Origin of the sequence: Nocardiopsis camelliae (genome assembly GCF_028993595.1) — a bacterium.
GTDB lineage: Bacteria > Actinomycetota > Actinomycetes > Streptosporangiales > Streptosporangiaceae > Nocardiopsis > Nocardiopsis dassonvillei.
Genome location: NZ_CP118614.1, coordinates 6,173,138 through 6,194,782, shown reverse-complemented (window position 1 = coordinate 6,194,782; position 21,645 = coordinate 6,173,138). Strand labels below are relative to the sequence as shown.

Annotated in this window: 22 protein-coding genes; 8 read left to right on the top strand and 14 right to left on the bottom strand. The window is 71.5% G+C overall.

The window, feature by feature from the left end; all coding sequences use genetic code 11:
• Positions 1 to 112: 112 nt before the first annotated feature.
• Both bldC and PV789_RS26990 read right to left on the bottom strand, forming a co-directional pair.
• On the bottom strand, positions 113 to 316 hold the full coding sequence (gene bldC / locus PV789_RS26995) for a developmental transcriptional regulator BldC (protein ID WP_013155387.1): 204 nt from the start codon (positions 314 to 316) through the stop codon (positions 113 to 115).
• A 704-nt stretch (positions 317 to 1,020) separates the two neighbouring features.
• On the bottom strand, positions 1,021 to 1,854 hold the full coding sequence (locus tag PV789_RS26990) for a DUF8083 family protein (RefSeq protein WP_498048290.1): 834 nt from the start codon (positions 1,852 to 1,854) through the stop codon (positions 1,021 to 1,023).
• 251 nt (positions 1,855 to 2,105) lie between these two features.
• Here PV789_RS26990 and PV789_RS26985 point away from each other — a divergent pair, with 251 nt between their 5' ends.
• On the top strand, positions 2,106 to 2,333 hold the full coding sequence (locus PV789_RS26985) for a DUF3073 domain-containing protein (RefSeq protein WP_013155385.1): 228 nt from the start codon (positions 2,106 to 2,108) through the stop codon (positions 2,331 to 2,333).
• A gap of 210 nt (positions 2,334 to 2,543) precedes the next feature.
• Here PV789_RS26985 and purM read toward each other — a convergent pair whose 3' ends face one another.
• The 3 genes from purM to PV789_RS26970 form a co-directional block, all read right to left on the bottom strand.
• A complete protein-coding gene (purM, locus tag PV789_RS26980) occupies positions 2,544 to 3,608 on the bottom strand; it encodes a phosphoribosylformylglycinamidine cyclo-ligase (protein ID WP_274975134.1) in 1,065 nt (354 codons plus the stop codon).
• A gap of 102 nt (positions 3,609 to 3,710) precedes the next feature.
• Positions 3,711 to 5,207, bottom strand: coding sequence for an amidophosphoribosyltransferase (purF, locus tag PV789_RS26975; protein ID WP_274975133.1), 1,497 nt, complete (start codon positions 5,205 to 5,207; stop codon positions 3,711 to 3,713).
• 9 nt (positions 5,208 to 5,216) lie between these two features.
• Entirely contained in the window at positions 5,217 to 5,693 is a 477-nt protein-coding gene (locus PV789_RS26970; RefSeq protein WP_248772374.1) for a sterol carrier family protein, read from the bottom strand.
• 425 nt (positions 5,694 to 6,118) lie between these two features.
• Between PV789_RS26970 and PV789_RS26965 the strand changes: the two genes are divergently transcribed.
• Positions 6,119 to 6,736 (top strand): DUF47 domain-containing protein, encoded by a 618-nt coding sequence (locus PV789_RS26965; RefSeq protein WP_013155381.1) that lies wholly within the window; start codon positions 6,119 to 6,121, stop codon positions 6,734 to 6,736.
• A 213-nt stretch (positions 6,737 to 6,949) separates the two neighbouring features.
• On the opposite strand, the gene PV789_RS26960 is transcribed toward PV789_RS26965, so the two are convergent.
• The 9 genes from PV789_RS26960 to PV789_RS26920 form a co-directional block, all read right to left on the bottom strand.
• The gene (locus PV789_RS26960; RefSeq protein WP_274975132.1) at positions 6,950 to 7,276 is read right to left on the bottom strand and encodes a helix-turn-helix domain-containing protein; all 327 of its coding nucleotides are present in this window, start codon (positions 7,274 to 7,276) and stop codon (positions 6,950 to 6,952) included.
• On the bottom strand, positions 7,276 to 7,626 hold the full coding sequence (locus PV789_RS26955) for a type II toxin-antitoxin system RelE/ParE family toxin (RefSeq protein WP_274975131.1): 351 nt from the start codon (positions 7,624 to 7,626) through the stop codon (positions 7,276 to 7,278). The genes PV789_RS26960 and PV789_RS26955 overlap by 1 nt, the downstream gene beginning before the upstream one ends.
• A gap of 122 nt (positions 7,627 to 7,748) precedes the next feature.
• Positions 7,749 to 8,714, bottom strand: coding sequence for a nucleoside hydrolase (locus tag PV789_RS26950; RefSeq protein WP_274975130.1), 966 nt, complete (start codon positions 8,712 to 8,714; stop codon positions 7,749 to 7,751).
• Positions 8,715 to 8,919: 205 nt separating this feature from the next.
• Complete coding sequence (pstB, locus tag PV789_RS26945) at positions 8,920 to 9,699, bottom strand: phosphate ABC transporter ATP-binding protein PstB (RefSeq protein ID WP_017563780.1); 780 nt, start codon at positions 9,697 to 9,699, stop codon at positions 8,920 to 8,922.
• Positions 9,700 to 9,755: 56 nt separating this feature from the next.
• On the bottom strand, positions 9,756 to 10,835 hold the full coding sequence (gene pstA, locus PV789_RS26940) for a phosphate ABC transporter permease PstA (protein ID WP_274975129.1): 1,080 nt from the start codon (positions 10,833 to 10,835) through the stop codon (positions 9,756 to 9,758).
• Complete coding sequence (gene pstC / locus PV789_RS26935; RefSeq protein WP_274975128.1) at positions 10,835 to 11,797, bottom strand: phosphate ABC transporter permease subunit PstC; 963 nt, start codon at positions 11,795 to 11,797, stop codon at positions 10,835 to 10,837. Before pstC ends, pstA begins: the two co-directional genes overlap by 1 nt.
• A gap of 328 nt (positions 11,798 to 12,125) precedes the next feature.
• Positions 12,126 to 13,118, bottom strand: a complete 993-nt coding sequence (gene mshD, locus PV789_RS26930; protein WP_274975127.1) for a mycothiol synthase — start codon at positions 13,116 to 13,118, stop codon at positions 12,126 to 12,128.
• Between the two features lie 146 nt (positions 13,119 to 13,264).
• Positions 13,265 to 14,311 carry a hypothetical protein gene (locus PV789_RS26925; RefSeq protein WP_274975126.1) on the bottom strand — a complete coding sequence of 349 codons (1,047 nt, stop codon included), beginning with the start codon at positions 14,309 to 14,311 and terminating at the stop codon, positions 13,265 to 13,267.
• A 320-nt stretch (positions 14,312 to 14,631) separates the two neighbouring features.
• Positions 14,632 to 15,399 (bottom strand): winged helix-turn-helix transcriptional regulator, encoded by a 768-nt coding sequence (locus PV789_RS26920; protein WP_274975125.1) that lies wholly within the window; start codon positions 15,397 to 15,399, stop codon positions 14,632 to 14,634.
• A gap of 107 nt (positions 15,400 to 15,506) precedes the next feature.
• On the opposite strand from PV789_RS26920, the gene PV789_RS26915 reads away from it, so the two are divergent.
• The 6 genes from PV789_RS26915 to PV789_RS26890 all read left to right on the top strand — a co-directional run bounded on the left by PV789_RS26915 (position 15,507) and on the right by PV789_RS26890 (position 21,609).
• Complete coding sequence (locus PV789_RS26915; protein WP_013155371.1) at positions 15,507 to 15,764, top strand: MoaD/ThiS family protein; 258 nt, start codon at positions 15,507 to 15,509, stop codon at positions 15,762 to 15,764.
• Positions 15,765 to 15,797: 33 nt separating this feature from the next.
• The gene (locus tag PV789_RS26910) at positions 15,798 to 16,064 is read left to right on the top strand and encodes a glutaredoxin family protein (RefSeq protein ID WP_274975124.1); all 267 of its coding nucleotides are present in this window, start codon (positions 15,798 to 15,800) and stop codon (positions 16,062 to 16,064) included.
• Positions 16,065 to 16,477: 413 nt separating this feature from the next.
• A complete protein-coding gene (locus PV789_RS26905) occupies positions 16,478 to 17,173 on the top strand; it encodes a redox-sensing transcriptional repressor Rex (protein ID WP_274975123.1) in 696 nt (231 codons plus the stop codon).
• Positions 17,174 to 17,311: 138 nt separating this feature from the next.
• Complete coding sequence (locus PV789_RS26900) at positions 17,312 to 18,817, top strand: glutamyl-tRNA reductase (RefSeq protein WP_274975122.1); 1,506 nt, start codon at positions 17,312 to 17,314, stop codon at positions 18,815 to 18,817.
• On the top strand, positions 18,814 to 19,821 hold the full coding sequence (gene hemC / locus PV789_RS26895) for a hydroxymethylbilane synthase (RefSeq protein WP_274975121.1): 1,008 nt from the start codon (positions 18,814 to 18,816) through the stop codon (positions 19,819 to 19,821). The genes PV789_RS26900 and hemC overlap by 4 nt, the downstream gene beginning before the upstream one ends.
• A 99-nt stretch (positions 19,822 to 19,920) precedes the next feature.
• Positions 19,921 to 21,609 (top strand): bifunctional uroporphyrinogen-III C-methyltransferase/uroporphyrinogen-III synthase, encoded by a 1,689-nt coding sequence (locus PV789_RS26890; RefSeq protein WP_274975120.1) that lies wholly within the window; start codon positions 19,921 to 19,923, stop codon positions 21,607 to 21,609.
• Positions 21,610 to 21,645: the final 36 nt, after the last annotated feature.

Sequence of the window (21,645 nt, the reverse complement as noted above, 5' to 3'; positions counted from 1 at the left end):
ACGCGGAAGGCGGGCCTCCTGTGGGAAGACCCGCCCTCGACCTTTGTCAGCCGCTCTCAGCGGCCGGAGCCCGTCCGACCGTTCCCCCCGGAATCGGCGCAGACAGGGGAGATCACTCCGTACGCTGGCTGGGGATTCCGGCCAGCAGGGCGCGGACTTCGGTCTCGCGGTAGCGGCGGTGTCCGCCCAAGGTGCGGATCGAGGTCAGCTTGCCCGCCTTCGCCCAGCGTGTCACGGTCTTGGGGTCCACACGGAACATGGTGGCAACCTCGGCGGGGGTCAACAGGGGCTCCGCCTCGGGCGTGCGAGTTGACATGTGTACGGCCTCTCCTCCTGGATCTGTGTGCCGATCCTTGAGCCTTAATCCTGGCACTTGGCCCGGATGTCCAATATTCCCTCTAGGTCTATATTGGCATCACCCGAGGTGATTGTACGACCACTCCAAGCAACTTTGCACGTGGGAGGCCAAAGAAAGCCGCCCGTGGCCGCGTCACGCTAAGTGATTCTAGCGACACGTTTAGTGGCATGTGGCGTATTCGGTCAAAACTTCGTTCTCCGGCCTCGTTTTTCTCGATGCGGAGTGCCCGAAGTGCTACGGCTGCCTGGCCGAAACCCGGCTCCGTGGAGCGTGGTGGAGTCCCGGGCTCTCGGTGGGCGGTTCGCGTGCGGGGGAGGAGGCGGACCGGCGGGGAAGGGGCGCCGTGTGCTTCGGCTGACGGTCGGGCCGCGCGGATTCCCCGCGTGGCAAGGGTTTCCTGATTACTGAGGGTGCGCTCTGTGATCGTTTGGCTACAGTCTACGTCGATCCCTATCGGGCGTTATGCCCAGTTTCACGACTCTTGATGTCGTGCGCGGACGACGTCCGGGCTCGCACCCTTGTCACGTGCGAAAAAGCCGCGGATGAGGAGAGAGAAACCTGGTGTACCAGGTTGGTAATCGGCGTGGCGCGCGGGCGTCCGCCCGCTCAGATGACGACAGACGGCGGCGGGTGTCCACGAAAACGTGGTGACACCGTAACCCTCAGTTGGCGTGCTCCAGTGCGCGTACCGACCTCCAGCGCCGCGTGAGCCTCTCGCGCAGCTCCACCACGCGCCGGCCGTCCCCCGTCGCCAGGGCCTCGATCGCCCCCGCCACCTCCGCCACCGAGTGGTCCTCGCCGAGGTGGTCGTCGCTGAGGAGGTGCGGCAGCCCGCCGTAGTCCAGCTCCAGCAGCGAGTCGGGGTGCGCGGTCAGCGTCAGCCAGTCCGTCAGCTGCTCGGTGGCGGCCGACACCGCGTGCTCGCCGATGTGCTCCCGCAGCACCGCCGCGGTCTGCTCCAGCCGTCTCAGGGCGAGCGAGGTCCGCGTCAGGTACAGCAGGGTCCGGGTGGAGTTCGCCGACAGCACCAGGCACCGCTCCTGGGCCTCGAAGGGCACGAACCAGGGGATCGGCACGGTCCAGTTGCTCGACAGGATCCCCGGCCGCACCAGCGCGCCCGAGTCCCGCCACTCGCGGTACTCCTCCTCCGCCCGCTCCGCCTCGTCCACGGGCACGAACGCCGTGCTCACCCCCACCGGCATCGTGCCGGTGAACTCGGTGAAGGCCCGCCACGAGCGCAGCCGGGTCTGCCAGGGGCAGACGTACAGCCGCTCGTTCACCCGGCGCAGGTAGGCGTTGCGGCTCTCCTCCGCCGGAGCCACCACCGGGGGCGTGGCCACCAGGCGGCTCAGGCTCTCGGCGTGCTCCGCCGCCAGCGCGTTGATCCGCCGGGGCCGGTCGGGGGAGGCCGCGTACTCCTCCCAGTAACCGCGATCGTACGGAGAGAAGGCGTTGATCGGCTGGTAGACGCGGAGATAGGCGGTGTAGGGCAGCACGATCGCATCGTGGCACATATCGTTGTCTGTGGCACTCACCACGGGTGGCCTGTGCGGCCGCCGCCGCGTGCGCTCACCACATCCGTCACACCCGGGTGGCGTAGGCACGACGGGGGCCGACCAGGTACGGTTGTATGTGTACGTAAGCTGGCGCCTGTCGTCAGTCGCGTTTGACGGCCGTCAGCCCGATAGTGCGGGTTTGTAAGTGATCTGGGGTTCGTCGGAACCCAATCGTTGAGGGGGTCGAGCCAATGGGGCGCGGCCGAGCCAAGGCCAAGCAGCAGAAGGTCGCCCGGAAGCTCAAGTACAGCTCCGGCGGGACCGACCTTGAGCGGCTGCGGTCGGAGCTGGGTGTCGCTGAGGACGAGGGGTCTCCCTCCGGGCCGTCGGGTCCGGATGATTCCTACGCGGATTCTCACGACGACCTGGTCGACCGCTACGCGGATCTTGCCGACAAGTACTCGGACTCGGACAAGTAGTACCCGGCGTACCCGGCAGCACCGGTACCCAGCAGGACTGGTACCCGGTAGGACTGGTACCCGGCAGACCGAGACCTTCAGGTCGCTCGGACAACAACCGCTGACCTGTGGCGGTCGCGGCTCCCGCACCAGGGAGCCGTAGCGGACAGGTGGATATAGCCGGTGCGAACCACTGCGGTGGTTCGCACCGGCTATGTTCGCGTCCGCTCCTCACGCGCCGCGGTACTCGCCGGTCAGGACGGCCCGTCCCGAACCGGCCGTCACCGTGCCCAGCCGCCAGGCCGGAACGCCCCGGTCGGACAGCACGCCCAGGGCGCGTTCGGCGTCGTCCGCCGCGACGATCGCCGCCATGCCCACACCCATGTTGAACGTGGCCTCCATGTCCTCCCGGCCCACGCCGCCCTTGTCGGCCAGGTAGCCGAACACGGGGGCGGGCGCCCAGGTGGAGCGGTCCAGCTCCGCGTCCAGGTGGCCGGGCAGGGAGCGCGACAGGTTGGCCGCCAGCCCGCCGCCGGTGATGTGCGCGTAGGCGTGCACCTCCACGGTCGCGGTCAGCGCCACGCAGTCCTTGGCGTACACCCGGGTAGGGGTGAGCAGCACCTCGCCCAGCACCCCGTCCAGTTCCTGCACGTGCGCGAACAGGTCCAGGTCCGCCCGGTCCACGATGCTGCGGACGAGCGAGTAGCCGTTGGAGTGCGGGCCGGAGGAGCCCATCGCGATGACGGCGTCACCCTCGCGGACCCGGTCCTGGCCCAGGATCGCGTCGCCCTCCACCACGCCGGTGCCCGCACCGGCCAGGTCGTACTCGTCCGGTTCCATGGCGCCCGGGTGCTCGGCGGTCTCCCCGCCGACCAGCGCGCAGCCCGCCTGGTGGCAGCCCTCGGCGATGCCGCCGACGATCTCGGCGATGCGCTCGGGCACCACCGCGCCGCAGGCGACGTAGTCGGTCATGAACAGGGGCTCGGCGCCGCTGACCACGAGGTCGTCGACGACCATCGCCACCAGGTCGATGCCGATCGTGTCGTGCCGGTCCATCTGCTGGGCGAGCATCACCTTGGTGCCCACACCGTCGGTGGAGGTCGCCAGGACCGGGTCCTTGTACTTGTTCGTGTCGAGCCGGAACAGGCCCGCGAAGCCGCTGGCGTCGGTCACCTGCTCGGGCCTGCGGGTGCGCGCCACGTGGCGCTTCATCAGGTCGACGGCGCGCTCGCCGGCGGCGATGTCCACCCCGGCGGCCGCGTACGCGCCCGACGTCCCCGTGCTTTCGGCTGCCACGCCAGTTCTCCTCGTGCTGTGTCGCTTGGTGGTGCGGTCCCCGCCTCCCCTCCCAGGGCACGGCGGAGCCGCCGCGCGGGCCCGTGCGGACCCGGCGGCGGACTACTTGTCGCTGGTGGCCAGCGTCGATCCCTCGGGCGTGCCGCAGGACTTCTCCAGCAGGTACTTGCCCCGGGCGTCGTCGCGCACCTCGATCGGGTACACGCCGTCGAAGCAGGCCCGGCACAGGTCGTCCTTGGGCACCTCCGACGCGGCGATGAGCTCGTCGAGGTCCACGTAGGCCAGGGAGTCGGCGTTGACCGAGGCGGCGATCTCGTCCACGGACATGTTGGCCGCGATGAGCTCGGCGCGCGTGGCGAAGTCGATGCCGTAGTAGCAGGGCCACAGCACGGGCGGGCTGGAGATGCGCACGTGCACCTCGGCGGCGCCCGCGTCGCGCAGCATCCGCACCAGGGCCCGCTGGGTGTTGCCGCGCACGATGGAGTCGTCCACGACCACCAGGCGGCGGCCCTCGATGACGTCGCGCAGCGGGTTGAGCTTGAGCCGGATGCCCAGCTGGCGCAGGGTCTGGCTGGGCTGGATGAAGGTGCGCCCCACGTAGGAGTTCTTCACCAGGCCCTGGGCGAAGGGGATGCCGCTGGCCTCGGCGTAGCCGACCGCGGCGGGCGTGCCGGACTCGGGCACCGGGATGACCAGGTCGGCCTCCACCGGGTGCTCCCTGGCCAGGCGGCGGCCCACCTCCACGCGGGTGGAGTTGACGTTGCGGCCCGCGATGGTGGTGTCGGGGCGGGCCAGGTAGACGTACTCGAACAGGCAGCCCTTGCGGCGGGCGGGCGCGAAGCGCCGCGAGCGGACCCCGCGCTCGTCGATGGTGAGGAGCTCGCCCGGTTCGATCTCGCGCACGACCTTGGCGCCCACGATGTCCAGGGCGGCGGTCTCGCTGGCGACCACCCAGCCGCCCGCGCCGGAGGTCTCGCCCAGGCGGCCCAGCACGAACGGGCGGATGCCCTGGGGGTCGCGCGCCGCGTACAGGGTGTCCTCGTCCATGAAGACCAGGGAGAAGGCGCCCCTGACCTGCGGGAGCAGTTCGAGGGCGGCGTCCTCCACGGAGCTGCCGCTCCTGGCCCGCTCGGCCAGCAGGTTGGTGAGGACCTCGGTGTCGGTGGTGGCCCCCCGGCGCGTGTCGGGCAGCATCGCCGCCAGTTCCGGGGTGTTGATCAGGTTGCCGTTGTGGCCGAGCGCCAGACCCCCCTCGCGCGCCGTGTAGAAGGTCGGCTGCGCGTTCTCCCACACCGGCGACCCGGTGGTGGAGTAGCGGCAGTGGCCGATCGCGAGGTGGCCGCGCAGGGAGTCCAGGGTCGCCTCGTTGAAGACCTGGGAGACGAGTCCCATGTCCTTGTAGACGACGATCCGTTCCCCGTCGCTCAACGCTATGCCCGCGGACTCCTGACCGCGGTGTTGCAGAGCGTAGAGGCCGAAGTAGGTGAGCTTGCTGACTTCTTCGCCGGGCGCCCAGACCCCGAAGACACCGCAGGCGTCCTGCGGGCCGCGTTCGAGCGGATCGAGATCCATGGTGAGCCGGCCGTCGGAGTACGACACACCCACAGCTTAGTGCCTGGCCGTCGGCCGGGCACCACCCGGGGGAGGTACCGGCCACAGGGGCAGGTGTCCGGACAGGTCGGAGCGCACGCCGCTGGCCCGCACGAGGTGCTCCGACACCGCCCGTTCCCAGGGGGTGCGGCCGGTGGCCACGCGCAGCCAGGTGAGAGGGTCGGTCTCGACGACGCCGGGCGGGGTGCCGCGGGTGTGCCGGGGCCCCTCGATAGCCTGCACGGCGCCGTACGGCGGTACGCGCACCTCCAGGCTGTGACCGGGAGCACGGTCCGCGAGCACCGCCAGGGTGCCCCGCACCGCGGCCTTGAGGGCCGCGCGCACGGGCTCCCCGGCGCGCAGCACGGCCTCGGCGCAGGCGGCGACGGCGGCCTCGTCGTCCCCCTCGAAAGGGGCCTCTCCCAGCTCGGAGAGCTGCTGGTCCAGGGACTCGCGGAGGCGCCGCACGGCGCTCGCGCTCAGGGCGGAAGGCATGGAGGTGAGCCTACGGGCCCCGACCAGCGGTGCGGCCGGGTGATCGGCCCGATGAACGGAGGGGGTACTTGTCATTACGGCCAAATAGACCGAAGGTGGACATCGAAGAACTCCGGTGGAGCTGTCCACCGGTCTCCGCTCGATTGGGTGATTCCTGTCTCAGCGCGACGCTGGCCAGCAGGAGCGGGACACGGTAGCGTCCCGAACCGTCCCGGTGTTGTCGAGATTGGGAGGATTGCGATGGACCCCGCGCCCCCAGGGTGTTCCATGATGCGGCACCGCCGGATGAATAAGCGGTGACTAAGTCCGTGCCAGCCCAACCCCTCGGCGCCGGACCGGCGCCGCCCAGCCCGGCCGCGCCGGACCAACTGGCCGACGCGCTTAACATCCACCAAGGAACACCACCGCACCATCGGGAGAACGACGTGCGCCTGCGCTTGCGCCCGCGTGATGACAGTTACTACGAGATGTTCACCGACTCGGCGAACAACCTGGTCATCGCGGCTCGCCTGCTGGTGGAGCTGATGAGTGACGGAGCCGACCGCGAGGCCATCACCGAGAAGATGCGCGCCTGCGAGCACGCGGGTGACGACGCCACCCACGCGATCATGCGACGCCTCAACAAGAGCTCGGGGACGCCCATCCACCGGGAGGACATCTACCGTCTGGCCTCGAACCTGGACGATGTGATGGATTCCATGGAGGCCGCCGTCGACCTCATCGGCCTGTACGGCCTGGAGCGCCTCCCCAAGGGCATCATCGACCAGATCGAGGTGCTGGAGCGCGCCGCCGAGCTGACCGCCGAGGCGATGCCCCGCCTGCGCACGCTGGAGGACCTGACCCGGTACTGGATCGAGATCAACCAGCTGGAGAACCAGGCCGACCGCATCTACCGCAAGCTCCTGGCCCGCCTGTTCAGCGGGGAGTACGACGCCCTGACGGTCCTCAAGCTCAAGGACGTCATCGAGGAGCTGGAGACCGCCGCGGACGCGTTCGAGCACGTCGCGAACACGGTGGAGACCATCGTCGTCAAGAACGGCTGAGGTCCCCCGGGCCCTCCCGTGGTGACCGGCGGCGGGCACGGTCGTGCCCCCTCGCACGCCGGAGCCGCCAGGGGCCGCTGGAGCGTCCCGTCGTCCCGCTCGGCCGCCGCTGTGCACCCCTCGTCCCGGCCGGGGCCGGGAGGACGGGTTCACAGGCCGGTGACGACCCGGTTCGGGACGGTGCGCCGGACGGCGCCGGGTGGTGTGAACGGTCTACGCGGCGCTGGAGTCGGGTTCCTGCCCCGGAGGGGTTTCCATGCGCACCCGGAGAACCAGCCCCAGGGCTTCGGCGATGCGCTCCAGCGTGGGCAGTGTCGGCTCCGTGCCCCCGTGCTCGAAACGGGCGATGCTTGACTGGGGCATGCCCGCCCGGCGCCCGAGTTCGGCCTGGGACCAGCCGAGCCGCTCCCGCCGCAGCCGGACGGTCTCAGCCAGTTCGAAGCGCAGCCGGGTGAGTTCGTAGGCCTCCCGGACCCCGGGCCGGTCGAAGCGCTCGGACGACTTCAGTTCGGACAGGGTCCTTCTCGGTGAGCTACCCATCATTCCTCCTCTCCGTCGACGGTGTGGCCGGCGCGCACGCACTCGTTCATGGCCCTCGCCGCCCGCCTGACCTCGGCTGACTCGCGAGCCCGGGTCTTGCGGAACACGGTCAGCATGATGATGCGTCGCTCGCCCGCGATGTAGTAGGTGACGCGCACCCGCTGCCCACCGCAGTAGAAGCGCAATTCCCGCAGCTTGCCATCCAGTTGGCTCGTGTAGGGAAACCCCAGGCCGACTCCACGGGACTCAAGGAGGTCCAGGTGGAACATGGCCTGCGCCCATTCCTCATCAGGCAGCGCCTCCAGCCATAGCTCGACTTCCGGCTCCAGTTCGATGCTACCCCAGCTCATAGCATCGATGCTATGAGTGTGACGTTGCCGTGTTTCGTGTTCGTGCGGATGTTATGGATCCGTGGCACGTGGCACGTGGCGCGGAGGAGGTGTCCGTCAGTTGCCAGGCAGCGGGGCCGGGTTCACAGGCCGGTGACGGCCCGGTTCGGGACGGTGCGCCGGGACAGCAGCCCGGCGAGGTGGTCGAAGAACCCGTCGGCGTCGATCTCCTCGATCACCGTCGCGTTCGCCTCCAGCCCGTGCACGCCCCAGGACATGGCCGAGTAGCCGCGGGTCAGCTCCCCTGCGGTCTCCACGTCCACGTGGTAGCGCGCGGAGCGGCGCACCAGCTCCGGGTGGAGCAGCACCGCGGCGGTCAGGGAGTCGGGGTGGGTGGTGCCGTCGATGCCCACGCTGCGGTCGAACTCCAGCGTTGCCGCGCACACGCGCCCGAAGAAGTCGGACAGCGGGGTGCCGAGGGCGGCGAGGGCGTCCAGCCGCTCCTGGCCGAACACCGCCTGGCGCAGCGTCAGCGGGTCCCAGGGGACCACGGTGATCTCGAAGCCCGCCGCGAACACGGCCTTGGCCGACTCCGGGTCCACGTAGAAATTGAACTCCGCGGCGGCGGTGATGTTGCCGCGGCCGTTGTTGGACCCGCCCATGACGTAGAGGGCGCCGACGTTGCGGACGAAGTCGGGGTCCTTGGCGGCCGCCATCGCGATGTTGGTCAGCGGCCCGATCGCCACGATCGACAGTTCGCCGGGGCTCTCCGCGGCCAGCCGGACGAGGGCGTCCGCCGCGTGCTCGCGCTCGGTCTCCAGCCCGGAGACGTCCATGGACAGGCCCCCCGTCCCGTCGCCGTGCACGTTCTCCGCGCTCACCCACGGGCGCACGAGCGGACGGCGGCAGCCCAGGTACACGGGCACCTCGCCCAGGCGACCGGCCACGCTGAGGGTCAGGAAGGCGTTGCGCACCTGCTGGTCGAAGCCGACGTTCCCCGCGACCATGGTGATGGCCCGCAGGTCCGCCCCGGGGTCCAGCAGCCCGATGAGGAGGGCCACGCAGTCGTCCTGCGCGGTGTCGGTGTCGATCACCAGCGGTGTGGTCACGCCTGTCCTCGTGTTCTCTCGTCCGCGCGGGTCTCCCGCGGTCACTCGCTCACCGGTCGCCCTGAAGGAAGTGCTGTGTTCGGTCTAGCCGAAGCGACCACCCGATCACTGGTCGTCCCCGGTCGAAGGGGTACCAGCAAGCGGTTTAGCCGAAGCGACCACCCCATCACCGGTCGTCCCTGGTGGGGAGGGTGCAAGGAGCGGTTTAGCCGAACCGACCGGTGATATAGTTCTCGGTCTCCTTCTTCTCCGGCCGGGTGAACATCTGGTTCGTCTCGCCCATCTCGATGAGCTTGCCCGGCTTGCCCGGAGCCGACAGGTTGAAGAACGCCGTCCGGTCGGACACACGCGCGGCCTGCTGCATGTTGTGCGTCACGATGACGATCGTGTAGTTCTCCTTGAGCTGGTGGATGAGGTCCTCGATCGCCAGGGTCGAGATCGGGTCCAGCGCCGAGCACGGCTCGTCCATCAGCAGCACCGACGGCTTGACCGCGGTGGCGCGGGCGATGCACAGCCGCTGCTGCTGGCCGCCGGAGAGGCCCGAACCGGGCTTGTTCAGCCGGTCCTTGACCTCCTCCCACAGGTTCGCGCCGCGCAGCGAACCCTCCACCAGCTCGTCCGCCTCGGACTTGCTCATCCGCCGGTTGTTGAGGCGGGCGCCGGCGATGACGTTGTCGTAGATCGACATCGTCGGGAACGGGTTGGCCTTCTGGAAGACCATCCCGACCTCGCTGCGCACCATGACCGGGTCCACGTCGGGCCCGTAGATGTCCAGGTCGTCCAGGAGTACCTTGCCCTGGACGCGGGCTCCCTGGGTCACCTCGTGCATCCGGTTGAGGGTCCGCAGGAAGGTGGACTTACCGCAGCCCGACGATCCGATGAACGCCGTCACCGACCGCGGCTCGATGGTCATCGACACGTCCTCCACGGCCTTGAAGTCGCCGTAGTAGACGTGGAGACCGGAGACGTCGATACGTTTCGCCACTGGAAGTTCCTCGTGAATCTGCTCCGCGCGCGGGGCGTGGGCGGTGGGTGTAGGGGTCAACGGGCCTTCGGCGCGAACAGGCGGCCGATCATGCGGGCCAGGAAGAACAGCAGCATCACCACCAGGATCAGGGTCAGCGCCGCCGCCCAGGCCCTCTCGTAGTTGACGGCGCCGCCCATGCGGACCTGCGAGTAGATGAACACCGGGAGGTTCATCATCTGTCCGTCGAACAGGTTCCAGTTGATCGACACCGCGGACGACCCCGTGGTGAGGATCAGGGGCGCCGTCTCCCCGATAACGCGGGCGATGGCGAGCATGATTCCTGTCGTCAGACCGGCTGCGGAGGTGGGCAGCACCACCTTGGTGATCGTGCGCCACTTGGGCACCCCCAGGGCGTAGGAGGCCTCGCGCAGGTCCTGCGGCACCAGCCGCAGCATCTCCTCGCTGGAGCGCACCACGACCGGGATCATCAGCACCGCCAGCGCGATCGCGCCCGACGCGCCGTTGGTCCGGCCCGGGCCGAACAGGATCATCCACAGCGCCACCACGAACAGTCCGGCGACGATCGACGGGATGCCCGTCATGACGTCGACGAAGAACACGATGATCCGCTTCATGCGGCCCTCGGCGTACTCCACGAGGTACACGGCGGTCATCACGCCGATGGGCACGGAGATGAGCGTGGCCATGCCGGTGATCGCCAGGGTGCCCACGATCGCGTGGTAGACGCCGCCCGCGTCCATGCTCGGCAGGACGCCGTTCATGGACACCGTGAGGAAGTAGGCGTCGAACCGGACGATGCCGTTGCGCAGCACCGTCCACAGCACCGACACCAGCGGCAGCATCGCCAGCAGGAAGCACAGGTAGACCAGCGAGGTGACCAGCCGGTCCTTGGCCTTGCGGCCGCCCTCGACGCGGGCGGAGGCCGTCACGACGATCACCACGTACGCGGCGGCGGTGAGCAGGCCCCACAGCAGGAACCCGAAGGACGAGAAGGCCAGCAGGATCCCGGCCACCACGGCGGCGGAGGACGCCAGCAGGGCGGCGGGGAAGTGCGGCGGCAGGGAGCCGCGGCGCAGGTCGGTCGCGGTGGAGCCCGCCTCGGGGCCGGGAGGCTGGGTGGTCGTCGTGTCCATCAAGACTCCTTGCTCCCCCGGGTCACGACGTAGCGCGCGCCCATGTTGACGACGAGGGTGATCGCGAACAGGACCAGCCCGGCGGCGATCAGCGCGGAGACGCCGTACCCGGTGGCCTCGGGGTACTGGAGGGCGATGTGCGCGGCGATGGTCTGGTTGCCGCTCTGCAACAGGTTCCAGGAGACGATGAGGGAGGGGGAGAGGATCATCGCGACGGCCATCGTCTCGCCCAGGGCGCGGCCCAGGCCGAGCATGGCGCCGCCCACCACACCGGACTTGCCGAAGGGCAGCACGGCCAGGCGGATCATCTCCCAGCGGGTGGCGCCCATGGCCAGGGCGGCCTCACGGTGGCCCTGCGGGGTCTGGCGGAACACGTCGCGCGCCATCGCGGTGATGATCGGCAGGATCATGACGGCCAGCACCACGCCCGCGGTGAGGATGGTGCGGGCCGAGGTGGAGGCGGGACCCTGGAACAGCGGGATCCAGCCCAGGTAGCGCGTCAGCGCCTGGTAGACGGGGACCAGCTCCGGGGCGAGGAAGCCGATGCCCCACAGGCCGTAGACGACGCTGGGGATGGCGGCCAGCAGGTCCACCAGGTAACCGAGTACCGAGGCGAGCTTGCGCGGCGCGTAGAAGACGATGAACAGCGCGATCCCGATCGCCACCGGCGTGGCCAGCAGCAGCGCGATGGCCGCGGCCAGGACGGTGCCGAACGCCAGGGCGGCGACGCCGAAGGCGGGTTCCTCGCGGACGTTGGGGTCCCACTCCGTGCTGGTGAGGAAGTTCGCTGTGTTCGCGGTCAGGGACGGCCAGGCCTGCACGAGCAGGAAGGCGGCGACACCGGCGAGGATCAGCAGGATCAGGATGCCCGAGCCTCGGGCGAGCCCGGCGAAGGCGACGTCGCCGATCCGGCGCTTGCCCGTGGGCGGCGGTGCCGCCTCGGGGGCGTCCGTGGTCGTCATGGATTGGCTCCGGTTCGGAAGGTTTCGGGGCGGTTCGCCCGGATGGTGCGGTGCGTTCCGTGCACCTTCTGCGTGCCTGGTCTGTTCCCTGCGACGCGTGGTTCTCCCGCCGGTCGGGGGATGTCTCCCCGCCGGGGGCCGCCTCGCGTCCCGTACTGGGGCGATCGCCGGTCACCGTGCCACGGTCCGTGGTGGAGGGTGGCCGTGCTGCGCCGAATGTGAAGGTAGGTGCAACAGGTGACGAGTTGTCCCAAACAAGATGAACGGAAAATGAACGCGGTGTCGCACTCCCGTGGCGGCCCGGGGATTGCCCGGTGAATGTGACAGGTCACACGTTCGGGCGGGGGGCGTCGTCCCTCGGCGGCGCGTACATCACGTCGGTGTCCCACATGGCGAATCCGAGCGACTCGTACAGCCGCACCGCCGCCTCGTTGTCGCCGTCCACGTACAGGTGGACCCACGGCAGACCGGCGTCGCGCAGGTGCCGCAGACCCGCCAGGGTCAGGGCCCGGCCGAGTCCGCTGCCCTGCCACTCGGGGTCCACGCCCACCACGTAGACCTCGCCCACCGGTTCGCCGTCGGTGAGCCCGGCGCCGTCGGCGTGGGTCTTGGTCCAGTGGAACGCGGCCACCCCGCCGTCCTTGGCGGTGGCCAGGAAGAAGCCGTGCGGGTCGAACCAGTCCTCCACCTCGCGCTGGAGCAGGTCGTCCAGGGTGAGCTGGCCCTGCTCGGGGTGGTCGGCGAACGCCCGCGCGTTGGCGGCCAGCCACGCCTGCTCGTCCCGGCCCACGACGAAGGGGCGCAGCCGGACCCGTTCGGCCACCTCGGGCCGCAGTTCGGGCTCGGGCAGCTCGGGAGCCTCCCAGGGGCCGCCCGGCTCGTCCCCGGCGATGTCGCGCAGCGGCATCCGCATCTTGTGGAGTTCGCGGACGGCGGTCCAGCCGTCCTCCCGGGCCACCGACACCGCCTGCGGGGTGCGCCCGTGCGCCCACACGCGGACCCCGTCCGGTCCTGCGTCCCGGTCCACCGAGTGCAGCAGGGCGGTTCCGTGTCCGCGGCCGCGGTGGTCGGGGTGGACGACGACCTCTCCGGAGTCGGGCTCGCCCGCGACGCGCTCCACGAACGCGAAGCCGACCGCGCGCCCGTCCTCCAGGGCCAGGTGGAAGCGGCTGCTCCCCGAGGGGGCGCCGTGTCTGACACGGAGCAGGGTGTGCTCCGACAGGGGCGCGACGCCGTCGGCCGAGCGCGCGGCCTCGGCGAGCGTCAGCACCTGTTCGGCCAGGGTCCGGTCCAGATCATCGGTGACTAGCGGGGTGTCCATGGACCGAAAGCCTACGACGGGGCGAGCGCAAGACTTCTGTCAGCCACGGCCGGTGGGGTGTTTGTCCTGGTAGCCGCCCCGTTCCGCGCGTCGCGGCGGAGTCGTTCCCCGGTGACCGCGCCACCGGGGAACGACTCCGGGAAGTCCTACTTCCTGCGGCGCCTGCCCTGGTAGCCGCCGCCGACGCGCACGCGCCGCACCGGTGCGAGCGGGGCCGCGAGCAGCAGCGCGAGGAGGAACGCCGCGAGCAGCACGGCCGGGGCCATGTTCGGTCCCAGGTCGCTGTGGTCGGCGGCCACCTCGGTCTCGTCGAGTTCGTCGTCCTGCGCGCCGGGGGTCACCGTCGGCAGCTCGGCGAGGTTCTCCGCGCCGGGCACGACCCCGGGCAGGGCGGCCTCGTCGCTGGGCAGGTCCGGGAAGCTGTCGCGGGTGGTGGGCACGTCGCTGGTGGGCACGTCGTTCACACGGCCGGGGGAGCGGGGCGAGTCGCCGGAGCCGCCGGGCCGGCCGCCGCCGGAGTTCCCCTCGCGGTCACCGTCGGACGAGGGCGGGTCGGGCCTGTCGGAGGGGCTCGTGGTCTCGTCCGGCTCCTCGCTCGGCTCCTCGTCGGGCTCCTCCGTCTCCGGGGGCGTGGTGGGCTCCGGAGGAGTGGTGGGCTCGGGCTTGGCGATCGAGACCGTCCACGTGCCGGTGGCGACGCTGTGCGTCTCCGAGGCGTCCAGCCCCGCGCAGGCGACGCCCTCCCGGGCCAGCGCGTAGGTGAGGGTGGCCACGACCTCGGCGGGCACGCGGGTCGAGCCGGCGACCTCTCCGGCGGACGCGGCCTCGCCCGGGGCGACCTTCCGGGGCTCGAACCCCTCGACGTCGAACCCGGCGGTGTTCACGTCCATCGCGAGCAGGCAGACGCTGACGTCGCCGGTGTTGGTCGCGGTGAGGGGGTTGGCCGGGACGGAACTGCCCAGCTCCGCCTCGTCGGAGTCCCGTTCGAAGGCGACCACGGCCGACGGTACGGGCTCCGGGGAGGGGGACGGCGGCGTGGAGGGAGACGGGGAGGCGGACGCGGAGGGGCTCGGCTCGGCGTGGGCCGGGGACATCACGGCGACCAGGCTGGAGCCGACGAAGACGGCGCCCAGGGCGACGGCCGTGCGGCGGCGCCCGGGGGTCAGCGGGGGTCTCGCGGCGTTCGTGGGCATCGGGGCGTTCTCCTCCTCGCGGATGGCGCGCCAAGGCAGCTTCTGCGCACCCGCTCGCGGGGAGTTTCGCCGCGCCTGACGTCCCGGCGTGGGGGTGCCCACACGATCTTAGGACCTGGGGCCGTCGAACACGAGTGTTCGGCCGCCCGTTCTCACGCCGTTCGCCCGCGGGACGGCCGGGTTCAAGGGCGCGGTCGGGCGAACCCGGACTGCCGGGTCCCGGGGTGCCCGGAAACGACTCCGGGGCGCCCGCAAGGGCGCCCCGGGGTGGTCCTCGGGCGGAGGGAGGCGGCTCCCCGCGTGCCGAGTCGGTCCTGTCGCTAGGTCGCGCTGGGCTCGGCGGAGCGCGCGGCGGGAGGTGCGTCGACCCCCTCCGGCGCGGCCGAGGACGTCTTGGCGACCGGGTCGGGCACGAAGCGGTAGCCCACGTTGCGCACCGTGCCGATCAGCGACTCGTACTCCGAGCCCAGCTTGGCGCGCAGGCGCCGCACGTGGACGTCGATGGTGCGGGTGCCGCCGAAGTAGTCGTAGCCCCACACCTCCTGGAGCAGCTGCGCCCGGGTGAACACCCGGCCGGGGTGCTGCGCCAGGAACTTGAGCAGTTCGAACTCCTTGAAGGTCAGGTCGAGGATGCGGCCGCGCAGCCGCGCGATGTAGGTGGCCTCGTCGATGACGAGATCGCCCCTGCGGATCTCGTCGGGGTCGTCCGTCCCGGCCTCGGCCGATCCCACGGCCAGCCGCAGGCGGGCCTCGACCTCCGCGGGGCCGGCGGTGGACAGGATGAAGTCGTTCACCTGCCAGTCGGGGGTCAGCGCCGCGACGCCGCCCTCGGTCAGGATCACCATCAGCGGGCAGTCCAGGCCCGTGGTGTCGAGCAGGCGGCAGAAGTTGCGGGCCGCGGCGAGGTCGGTCCGCGCGTCCACCAGGATGGCGTCGACCGGCGCGCCGGAGCCGGCGCCCGCGTTCGACGCCAGCAGGGCCCCCGCCTCCGCCGGCGCCACCCGCACCGAGTGCAGAAGGAGACCGAGGGCGGGAAGTACGTGGTCGGACGGTTCGTTCGAGTTCGTCAACAGCAGCAGATGGCTCATGCGTCTCTTCTCGTCACCCCGCTCTGTGCGGGCGATCGAAGGCGCCATTGCCCCCGGTGAAGATGTCCAATTCGTCGCCTCCGAGCAACACCAAGGATAATCAACGGATGGCGAAGTGCACTATCAGGTACTGGGCAGCGGCCAAGGAGGCCGCCGGAACCGCCGAGGAAACGGTCGGGGCCGCCACGCTCGCGGAGGCCCTGGAGGCGGCGTGTCGGCTGCACCCGGACGACCGCTTCCAGCGCGTACTCGGATCCTCCTCGCTTCTGGTCGACGAGCGCCCGGTCGGGCGCAGAGCACACGGTGACGTACCGGTCGCGGACGGCACTGTGATCGAGGTCCTACCGCCCTTCGCGGGCGGCTGAGGGGCCGTAGGGCTCCGGAAACAGGAGGGGAACATGGCGGAAACACCCCGGTGGGCCGGCCGGGCGCGCGTGGTGATGCTCGGCAAGCCGGGATGCCACCTGTGCGAGGAGGCCTGGGGGGTCATCGAGCGGGTCACGGACGAACTCGGTGCGAGCCGGGCGGTGCGGCAGCTCGACGAGGTCGGCGCGGACGAGCGCGAGGAGTACTGGGACAAGATCCCGGTGACGTTCGTGGACGGGCGGCGCCACGACTTCTGGAGGGTGGGGGAGGAGCGGCTGCGTTCCGCCCTGGGCGGCTGAGGGGTTTCGGGCGGTTCTCCGGAGGGCCGCGCCGCCGACGGTCCGGGCGACGGGAGAGAACGTTTCCGGTTGCTCTCGGGGAGCGGCTCCGCCGGAGAGCTGAGTAAGTCCGAAAACTACGGCTGTGCCCACAAATATGCACATATGACGTTCTTTGGTTGTCCCGAATTGCCGACGTGTGCGCCGGAGGTTTCCGCGGGGGCGCCGAGTCCCTTACCGGTGGGAACTTATGAGCCCGCCGTCACAGCGGGCCCCACTTTGTGCGTGCTTTCACAAGCGCGTAATCTAGGTACTCCAAGACACGCCTGAGGAGTGCGGCGGCGGCAGCCCGTCCGCTCCGCACGCCGACCCCGGCGGCCCGCCTCCCGCCCGGACCGCCTCCGCGCCCGCCCGCCGACCAGGAGCGCCCGCCTGTGACCAGTCGTCCACCACGGCCCCGGGAGAGGGGCATCCCGGAGGCCACCGTGGCCCGGCTCCCCGTCTACCTGCGGGCCCTCCAGACCCTCCAGGACCGCGGCACCCTCACCGTCTCCTCCGAGGACCTCGCCTCCGCCGCCGGTGTGAACTCCGCCAAGCTGCGCAAGGACCTGTCTCACCTCGGGTCCTACGGGACGCGTGGCGTGGGTTACGAGGTGGAGTACCTCGTCTACCAGATCTCGCGTGAGCTTGGTCTCACCCAGGACTGGGCCGTGGCCATCGCCGGGATAGGCAACCTGGGACGCGCACTGGCCAACTACGGGGGGTTCGGGACCCGCGGGTTCCGCATCGCGGCGCTGCTCGACGCGGATCCGGCGATGGTGGGGCAGAGTGTCGCCTCCCTGGACGTGAGGCATATTGACAACCTGGAGGAGGTTGTCCGTTCAGAGAGGGTTTCCATCGGTGTCATCACGACACCGGCGGTCTCCGCGCAGGGCGTGGCGACGCGCTTCGTCGAGGCGGGGGTGGCCAGCATCCTCAACTTCGCTCCGGTCGTACTCAATGTGCCGGACGGAGTCGATGTGCGTAAGGTCGACTTGTCCATCGAACTCCAGATCCTCGCCTTCCACGCGCAGCGCAGGGCCGACGGCGACGGCTACGGCGCGGAACGCGCGGGACTGGAACTGACGTGACCTGAGGGATGGACGATCCGGGCCGTGAGGCCCGCATGAGCGGTGGGCGATGAGCGAGCGTGCGCCGCGCCTCCGGCGGTCTGGCCGCCGCCGGGGCATACGAAGACGCTGTGTGGTGCCTGCATAGGAGTAGTGCGGATGAGTGTCCTGGCCGTGGGGCTGAGCCATCGGAGTTCGCCGGTGGCGCTCCTCGAACGTGTCGCGCTGAACGGGGAGACCCGCGCCAACGCGGTCGCCGAGATGGTCGGCTCCGAGCCCGTCAACGAGGTCATGGTGGTCTCCACCTGCAACCGCACCGAGGTCTACGCCGACGTCTCGGCCTTCCACGGCGGCGTCTCGGCCATCACCGAACTCCTCTCCTGGCACACCGGGGTCCCCCTCGGCGAGCTCTCCGAGCACCTCTACGTCCACTACGAGGACCGCGCGGTCCAGCACCTGTTCTCCGTCACCTGCGGGCTCGACTCCATGGTCCTCGGCGAGGGCCAGATCCTCGGCCAGGTGCGCGACGCCCTCAAGGAGGGCCAGGAGACCGGTTCCGTCGGCCGCGTCCTCAACGACCTCGGCCAGCGCGCCCTGCGCGTGGGCAAGCGCGCCCACACCGAGACCCACCTCGACCACGCGGGCGCCGACATGGTCAGCTTCGGCCTCACCGTCGCCTCCGGCGGCCTCGGGCTCGGCCCGACCGGCGCGCCCCAGACCACCGCCCTCCAGACCGCGCAGACCGTGGACTCGCTGCCCCCCGCGGGCTGTCCCATGTCCGCGGTCCCGGGCGACACCGCCGACGCGCCCGGGCTCGCCCGGCCCGCGCACGGCCCCCTCACGGGCGTGCGCGTCCTCGTCCTCGGCGCCGGGTCCATGAGCGCCCTGTCCGCCAACACCGTCTCCCGCCAGGGCGCCGAGGCGGTCGTCGTGGCCAACCGCACCTTCGATCGGGCCGCGCGCCTGGCCGAGTGCCTCACCGAGGCCTACGACACCGTCGACGCCCGCGCCGTCCCCTTCGCCGACGCCGCCGCGGCCCTGGCCGAGGTGGACCTCGTCATCTCCTGCACCGGGGCCCAGGGCCTGGTCCTGACCGCCGAGGCCGTGGCCGCCGCCACCGCCGGGCGGACGCGGCCCCTGGTCTTCCTCGACCTCGCGCTGCCCCGCGACATCGACCCGGCCGTGCGCGAGCTGCCCGGCGTGCGCCTGGTCGACATCGAGGACCTGCGCCAGGCCGCCGCCACCGCGCCCGGCGCCGACACCGGCCGCGACAGCGCCCTCACCCTCGTGCGCGGCATCGTCGACGAGGAGGTCACCGAGTTCCGCGCGGTCCGCCGCGCCCACCAGGTGACCCCCACCGTCGTCGCCCTGCGCGCCCAGGCCAGGGACGTGGTGGACGCCGAGCTGTCGCGCCTGCACGGCCGCCTGCCCGCCGACCTCGACGACCGCACGCGCGAGGAGATCAGCCGCGCCATGCGCCGCGTCGCCGACAAGCTCCTGCACAGACCGACCGTGCGCGTCAAGGAACTGGCCGCCGCACCGGACGGGGAGTCCTACGAGGCGGCCCTGAGAGAACTCTTCGCACTCGACCCCGGAAGCCCCGAGGCACTCACCGCCCCCGAGGGCACCGCCACCGCGGCACGGACCGCACAGGAGAAGTCATGACCGGCACGCCCTCCCACGGCACGACCGCCGACGGAGCACCCGACCACGGCGCCCCGGCCAGGCTCGGCACCCGCCGCAGCACCATGGCCACCAGCCAGTCGCGCATGGTCGCCGACGCCATCACCGCGCGCACCGGCAGGGTGATCGAGCTGGAGCTGATCACCAGCTTCGGCGACGTCACCAAGGCGCACCTGACCCAGCTCGGCGGCACCGGCGTGTTCGTCAACGCGCTGCGCGACGAGCTCCACGCGGGCACCGTGGACTTCGCCGTCCACTCGCTCAAGGACCTGCCCACCACGCCCGCCGAGGGGCTCGTGCTGGCCGCCATCCCCGAGCGCGACGACCCGCGCGACGCCCTGTGCGCGCGCGACGGGCTCAAGTTCGCCGACCTGCCCGCGGGGGCCAGGATCGGCACCGGCTCCCCGCGCCGGGTCGCCCAGCTCGCCGCGCTGCGCCCGGACCTGGTCTACGTCCCCATCCGCGGCAACGCCGAGACCCGCCTGGGCAAGGTCGCCTCCGGTGAGCTGGACGCCGTCGTCCTGGCCTACGCCGGACTCGGCCGCGTGGGCCGCACCGACGACGTCACCGAGGTCTTCGAGCCCGAGCAGATGCTGCCCGCGCCCGGCCAGGGCGCCCTCGCCGTCGAGTGCCCCGCCGAGCGCATCGACGGCGACCTCGCCTACCTGGCCTCGGTCGACCACCCGGCCACCCGCGCCGAGGTCGTCGCCGAGCGCACCGTGCTCGCCGAGCTGGAGGCCGGTTGCGCCGCCCCGGTCGGCGCCTACGCCCAGTACGACGCCGAGGCGGGCCGCCTGCGCCTGCGCGCCGCCGTGGTCGCGACCGACGGGTCCGAGGCCGTGCGCCGCGAGCGCGCCGCCGACCTCGCCTCGCCCGGGGACCTGGCCGCCGCCACCGCGCTCGGCCGGGACCTGGCCCGCCAGATGATCGCCGAGGGCGCCGACCGCATCGTGGCCGAGGCCTTCGCCGAGAGGGACACGCCCTAAGCAGGAGCAGCCGGCGGGCCTCCTCGGCCTGGGCCCGCCGTACCGCCGCCCCCGGCGCCGCACACCGGGGCGCGGCGACCCACACAGAGGAGCCAGTACGTGAACGCCAACGCCAACCCCCAGCCGGAGGAGCCGCGCGCCGCAGCGCGGGCCGGGCACGTCGCCCTGGTCGGTTCCGGTCCGGGCGGCGCCGACCTGCTCACCCTGCGCGGCGCCGAGCTGCTGAGCCACGCCGACGTGGTCATCACCCTGCGCGAGCCCGCCGCGGAGGAGCTCTCGGGCTTTCGCGCCGAACTCCTCTCCCACTGCTCCGAGGACGTCTCCGTGATCGAGGCGGGCGAGTGCGGCGGCGACGTCAACGCCGTGGCGGTGGCGCGCGCCCGCGACGGGCAGCGGGTGGTCCGCCTCTACTCCGGCGACCCGTTCTTCGGCTGCCGCGGCGCCGAGCTGGTCTCCGCCTGCCACGAGGCCGGGGTCGAGGTCGAGGTCGCCCCCGGCGTCTCCGCGATCACCTCCGTGCCGACCTTCGCGGGCGTGCCGCTGCTGGACGCGGACAGCCCCGAGGTGCGCGTGCTCAACGCCCGCGCGCACGGCGGGGGAGGGGTCGACTGGCACGAGGCCGCCGCCAGCGGCGCCACCCTGGTCGTCATGGGCGGCGACGCGCCCGTCGGCGAGCCGGTGGAGCACCAGGGTCCCGGCTTCGACGTGCTGTGCAAGACCCTCATCGCCGGAGGGCGGCCCGCCACGACCCCCGTCGCGGTCGTGCGCGCGGGCGGCACCACCCGACAGACCACGGTCTCCTCCACCCTGGGGCGGCTCGTCGCCGACCTCAAGGCCAAGGACGCCAAGGGCCACCACGCCACCGCGCCCGCGCTGATGATCGTCGGCCCCGCCGCGGGCCGCCACTCCGAGCTGTCCTGGTACGAGAGCCGCCCGCTGTTCGGCTGGCGGGTCCTGGTGCCCCGCACCAAGGAGCAGGCCGCCGCCCTGTCCGACCAGCTGCGCGGCTACGGCGCGGTGCCCGAGGAGGTGCCGACCATCTCCGTGGAGCCGCCGCGCACCCCGCAGCAGATGGAGCGCGCCGTCCGCGGCCTGGTCACCGGCCGCTACCAGTGGGTGGCCTTCACCTCCGTCAACGCGGTCCGCGCCATCCGGGAGCGCCTGGAGTCCTACGGCCTGGACGCGCGGGCGTTCGCCGGGGTCAAGGTCGCCGTCGTCGGCGAGGCCACCGCGCGCGCCGTGCGCGAGTTCGGCATCCAGCCCGACCTGGCCCCGCCCGAGGAGGAGCAGTCCAGCTCGGGCCTGGTCTCGGTGTGGCCGCCCTACGACGCCGAGATCGACCCGATCGAGCGGGTCCTGCTGCCGCGCGCCGACATCGCCACCGAGACCCTGTCCGCCGGACTGGACAAGCTCGGCTGGGAGGTCGACGACGTCACCGCCTACCGCACCGTGCGCGCCGCGCCCCCGCCCGCGCCCGTCCGCGAGGCGATCAAGGGCGGCGGCTTCGACGCGGTGCTGTTCACGTCCTCCTCCACGGTGCGCAACCTGGTGGGGATCGCGGGCAAACCGCACAACACCACCGCCATCGCCGTCATCGGCCCCGAGACGGAGAAGACCGCGATCGAGTTCGGCCTGCGCGTCGACGTCGTGGCGCCCAAAGCCTCCGTTTCCGCCCTCGCGCAGGCCCTTTCGGAGTACGGTGCCGAGAAGAGGCGCGAGGCGGTCGAGGCGGGCAAGCCCATCCTCAAGCCCAGTCAGAAGAGGCGCGGTCGCCGCCGCAAGCTCTGAGAGACCACACCGCCACCGACGCACGAACCTTTCCCG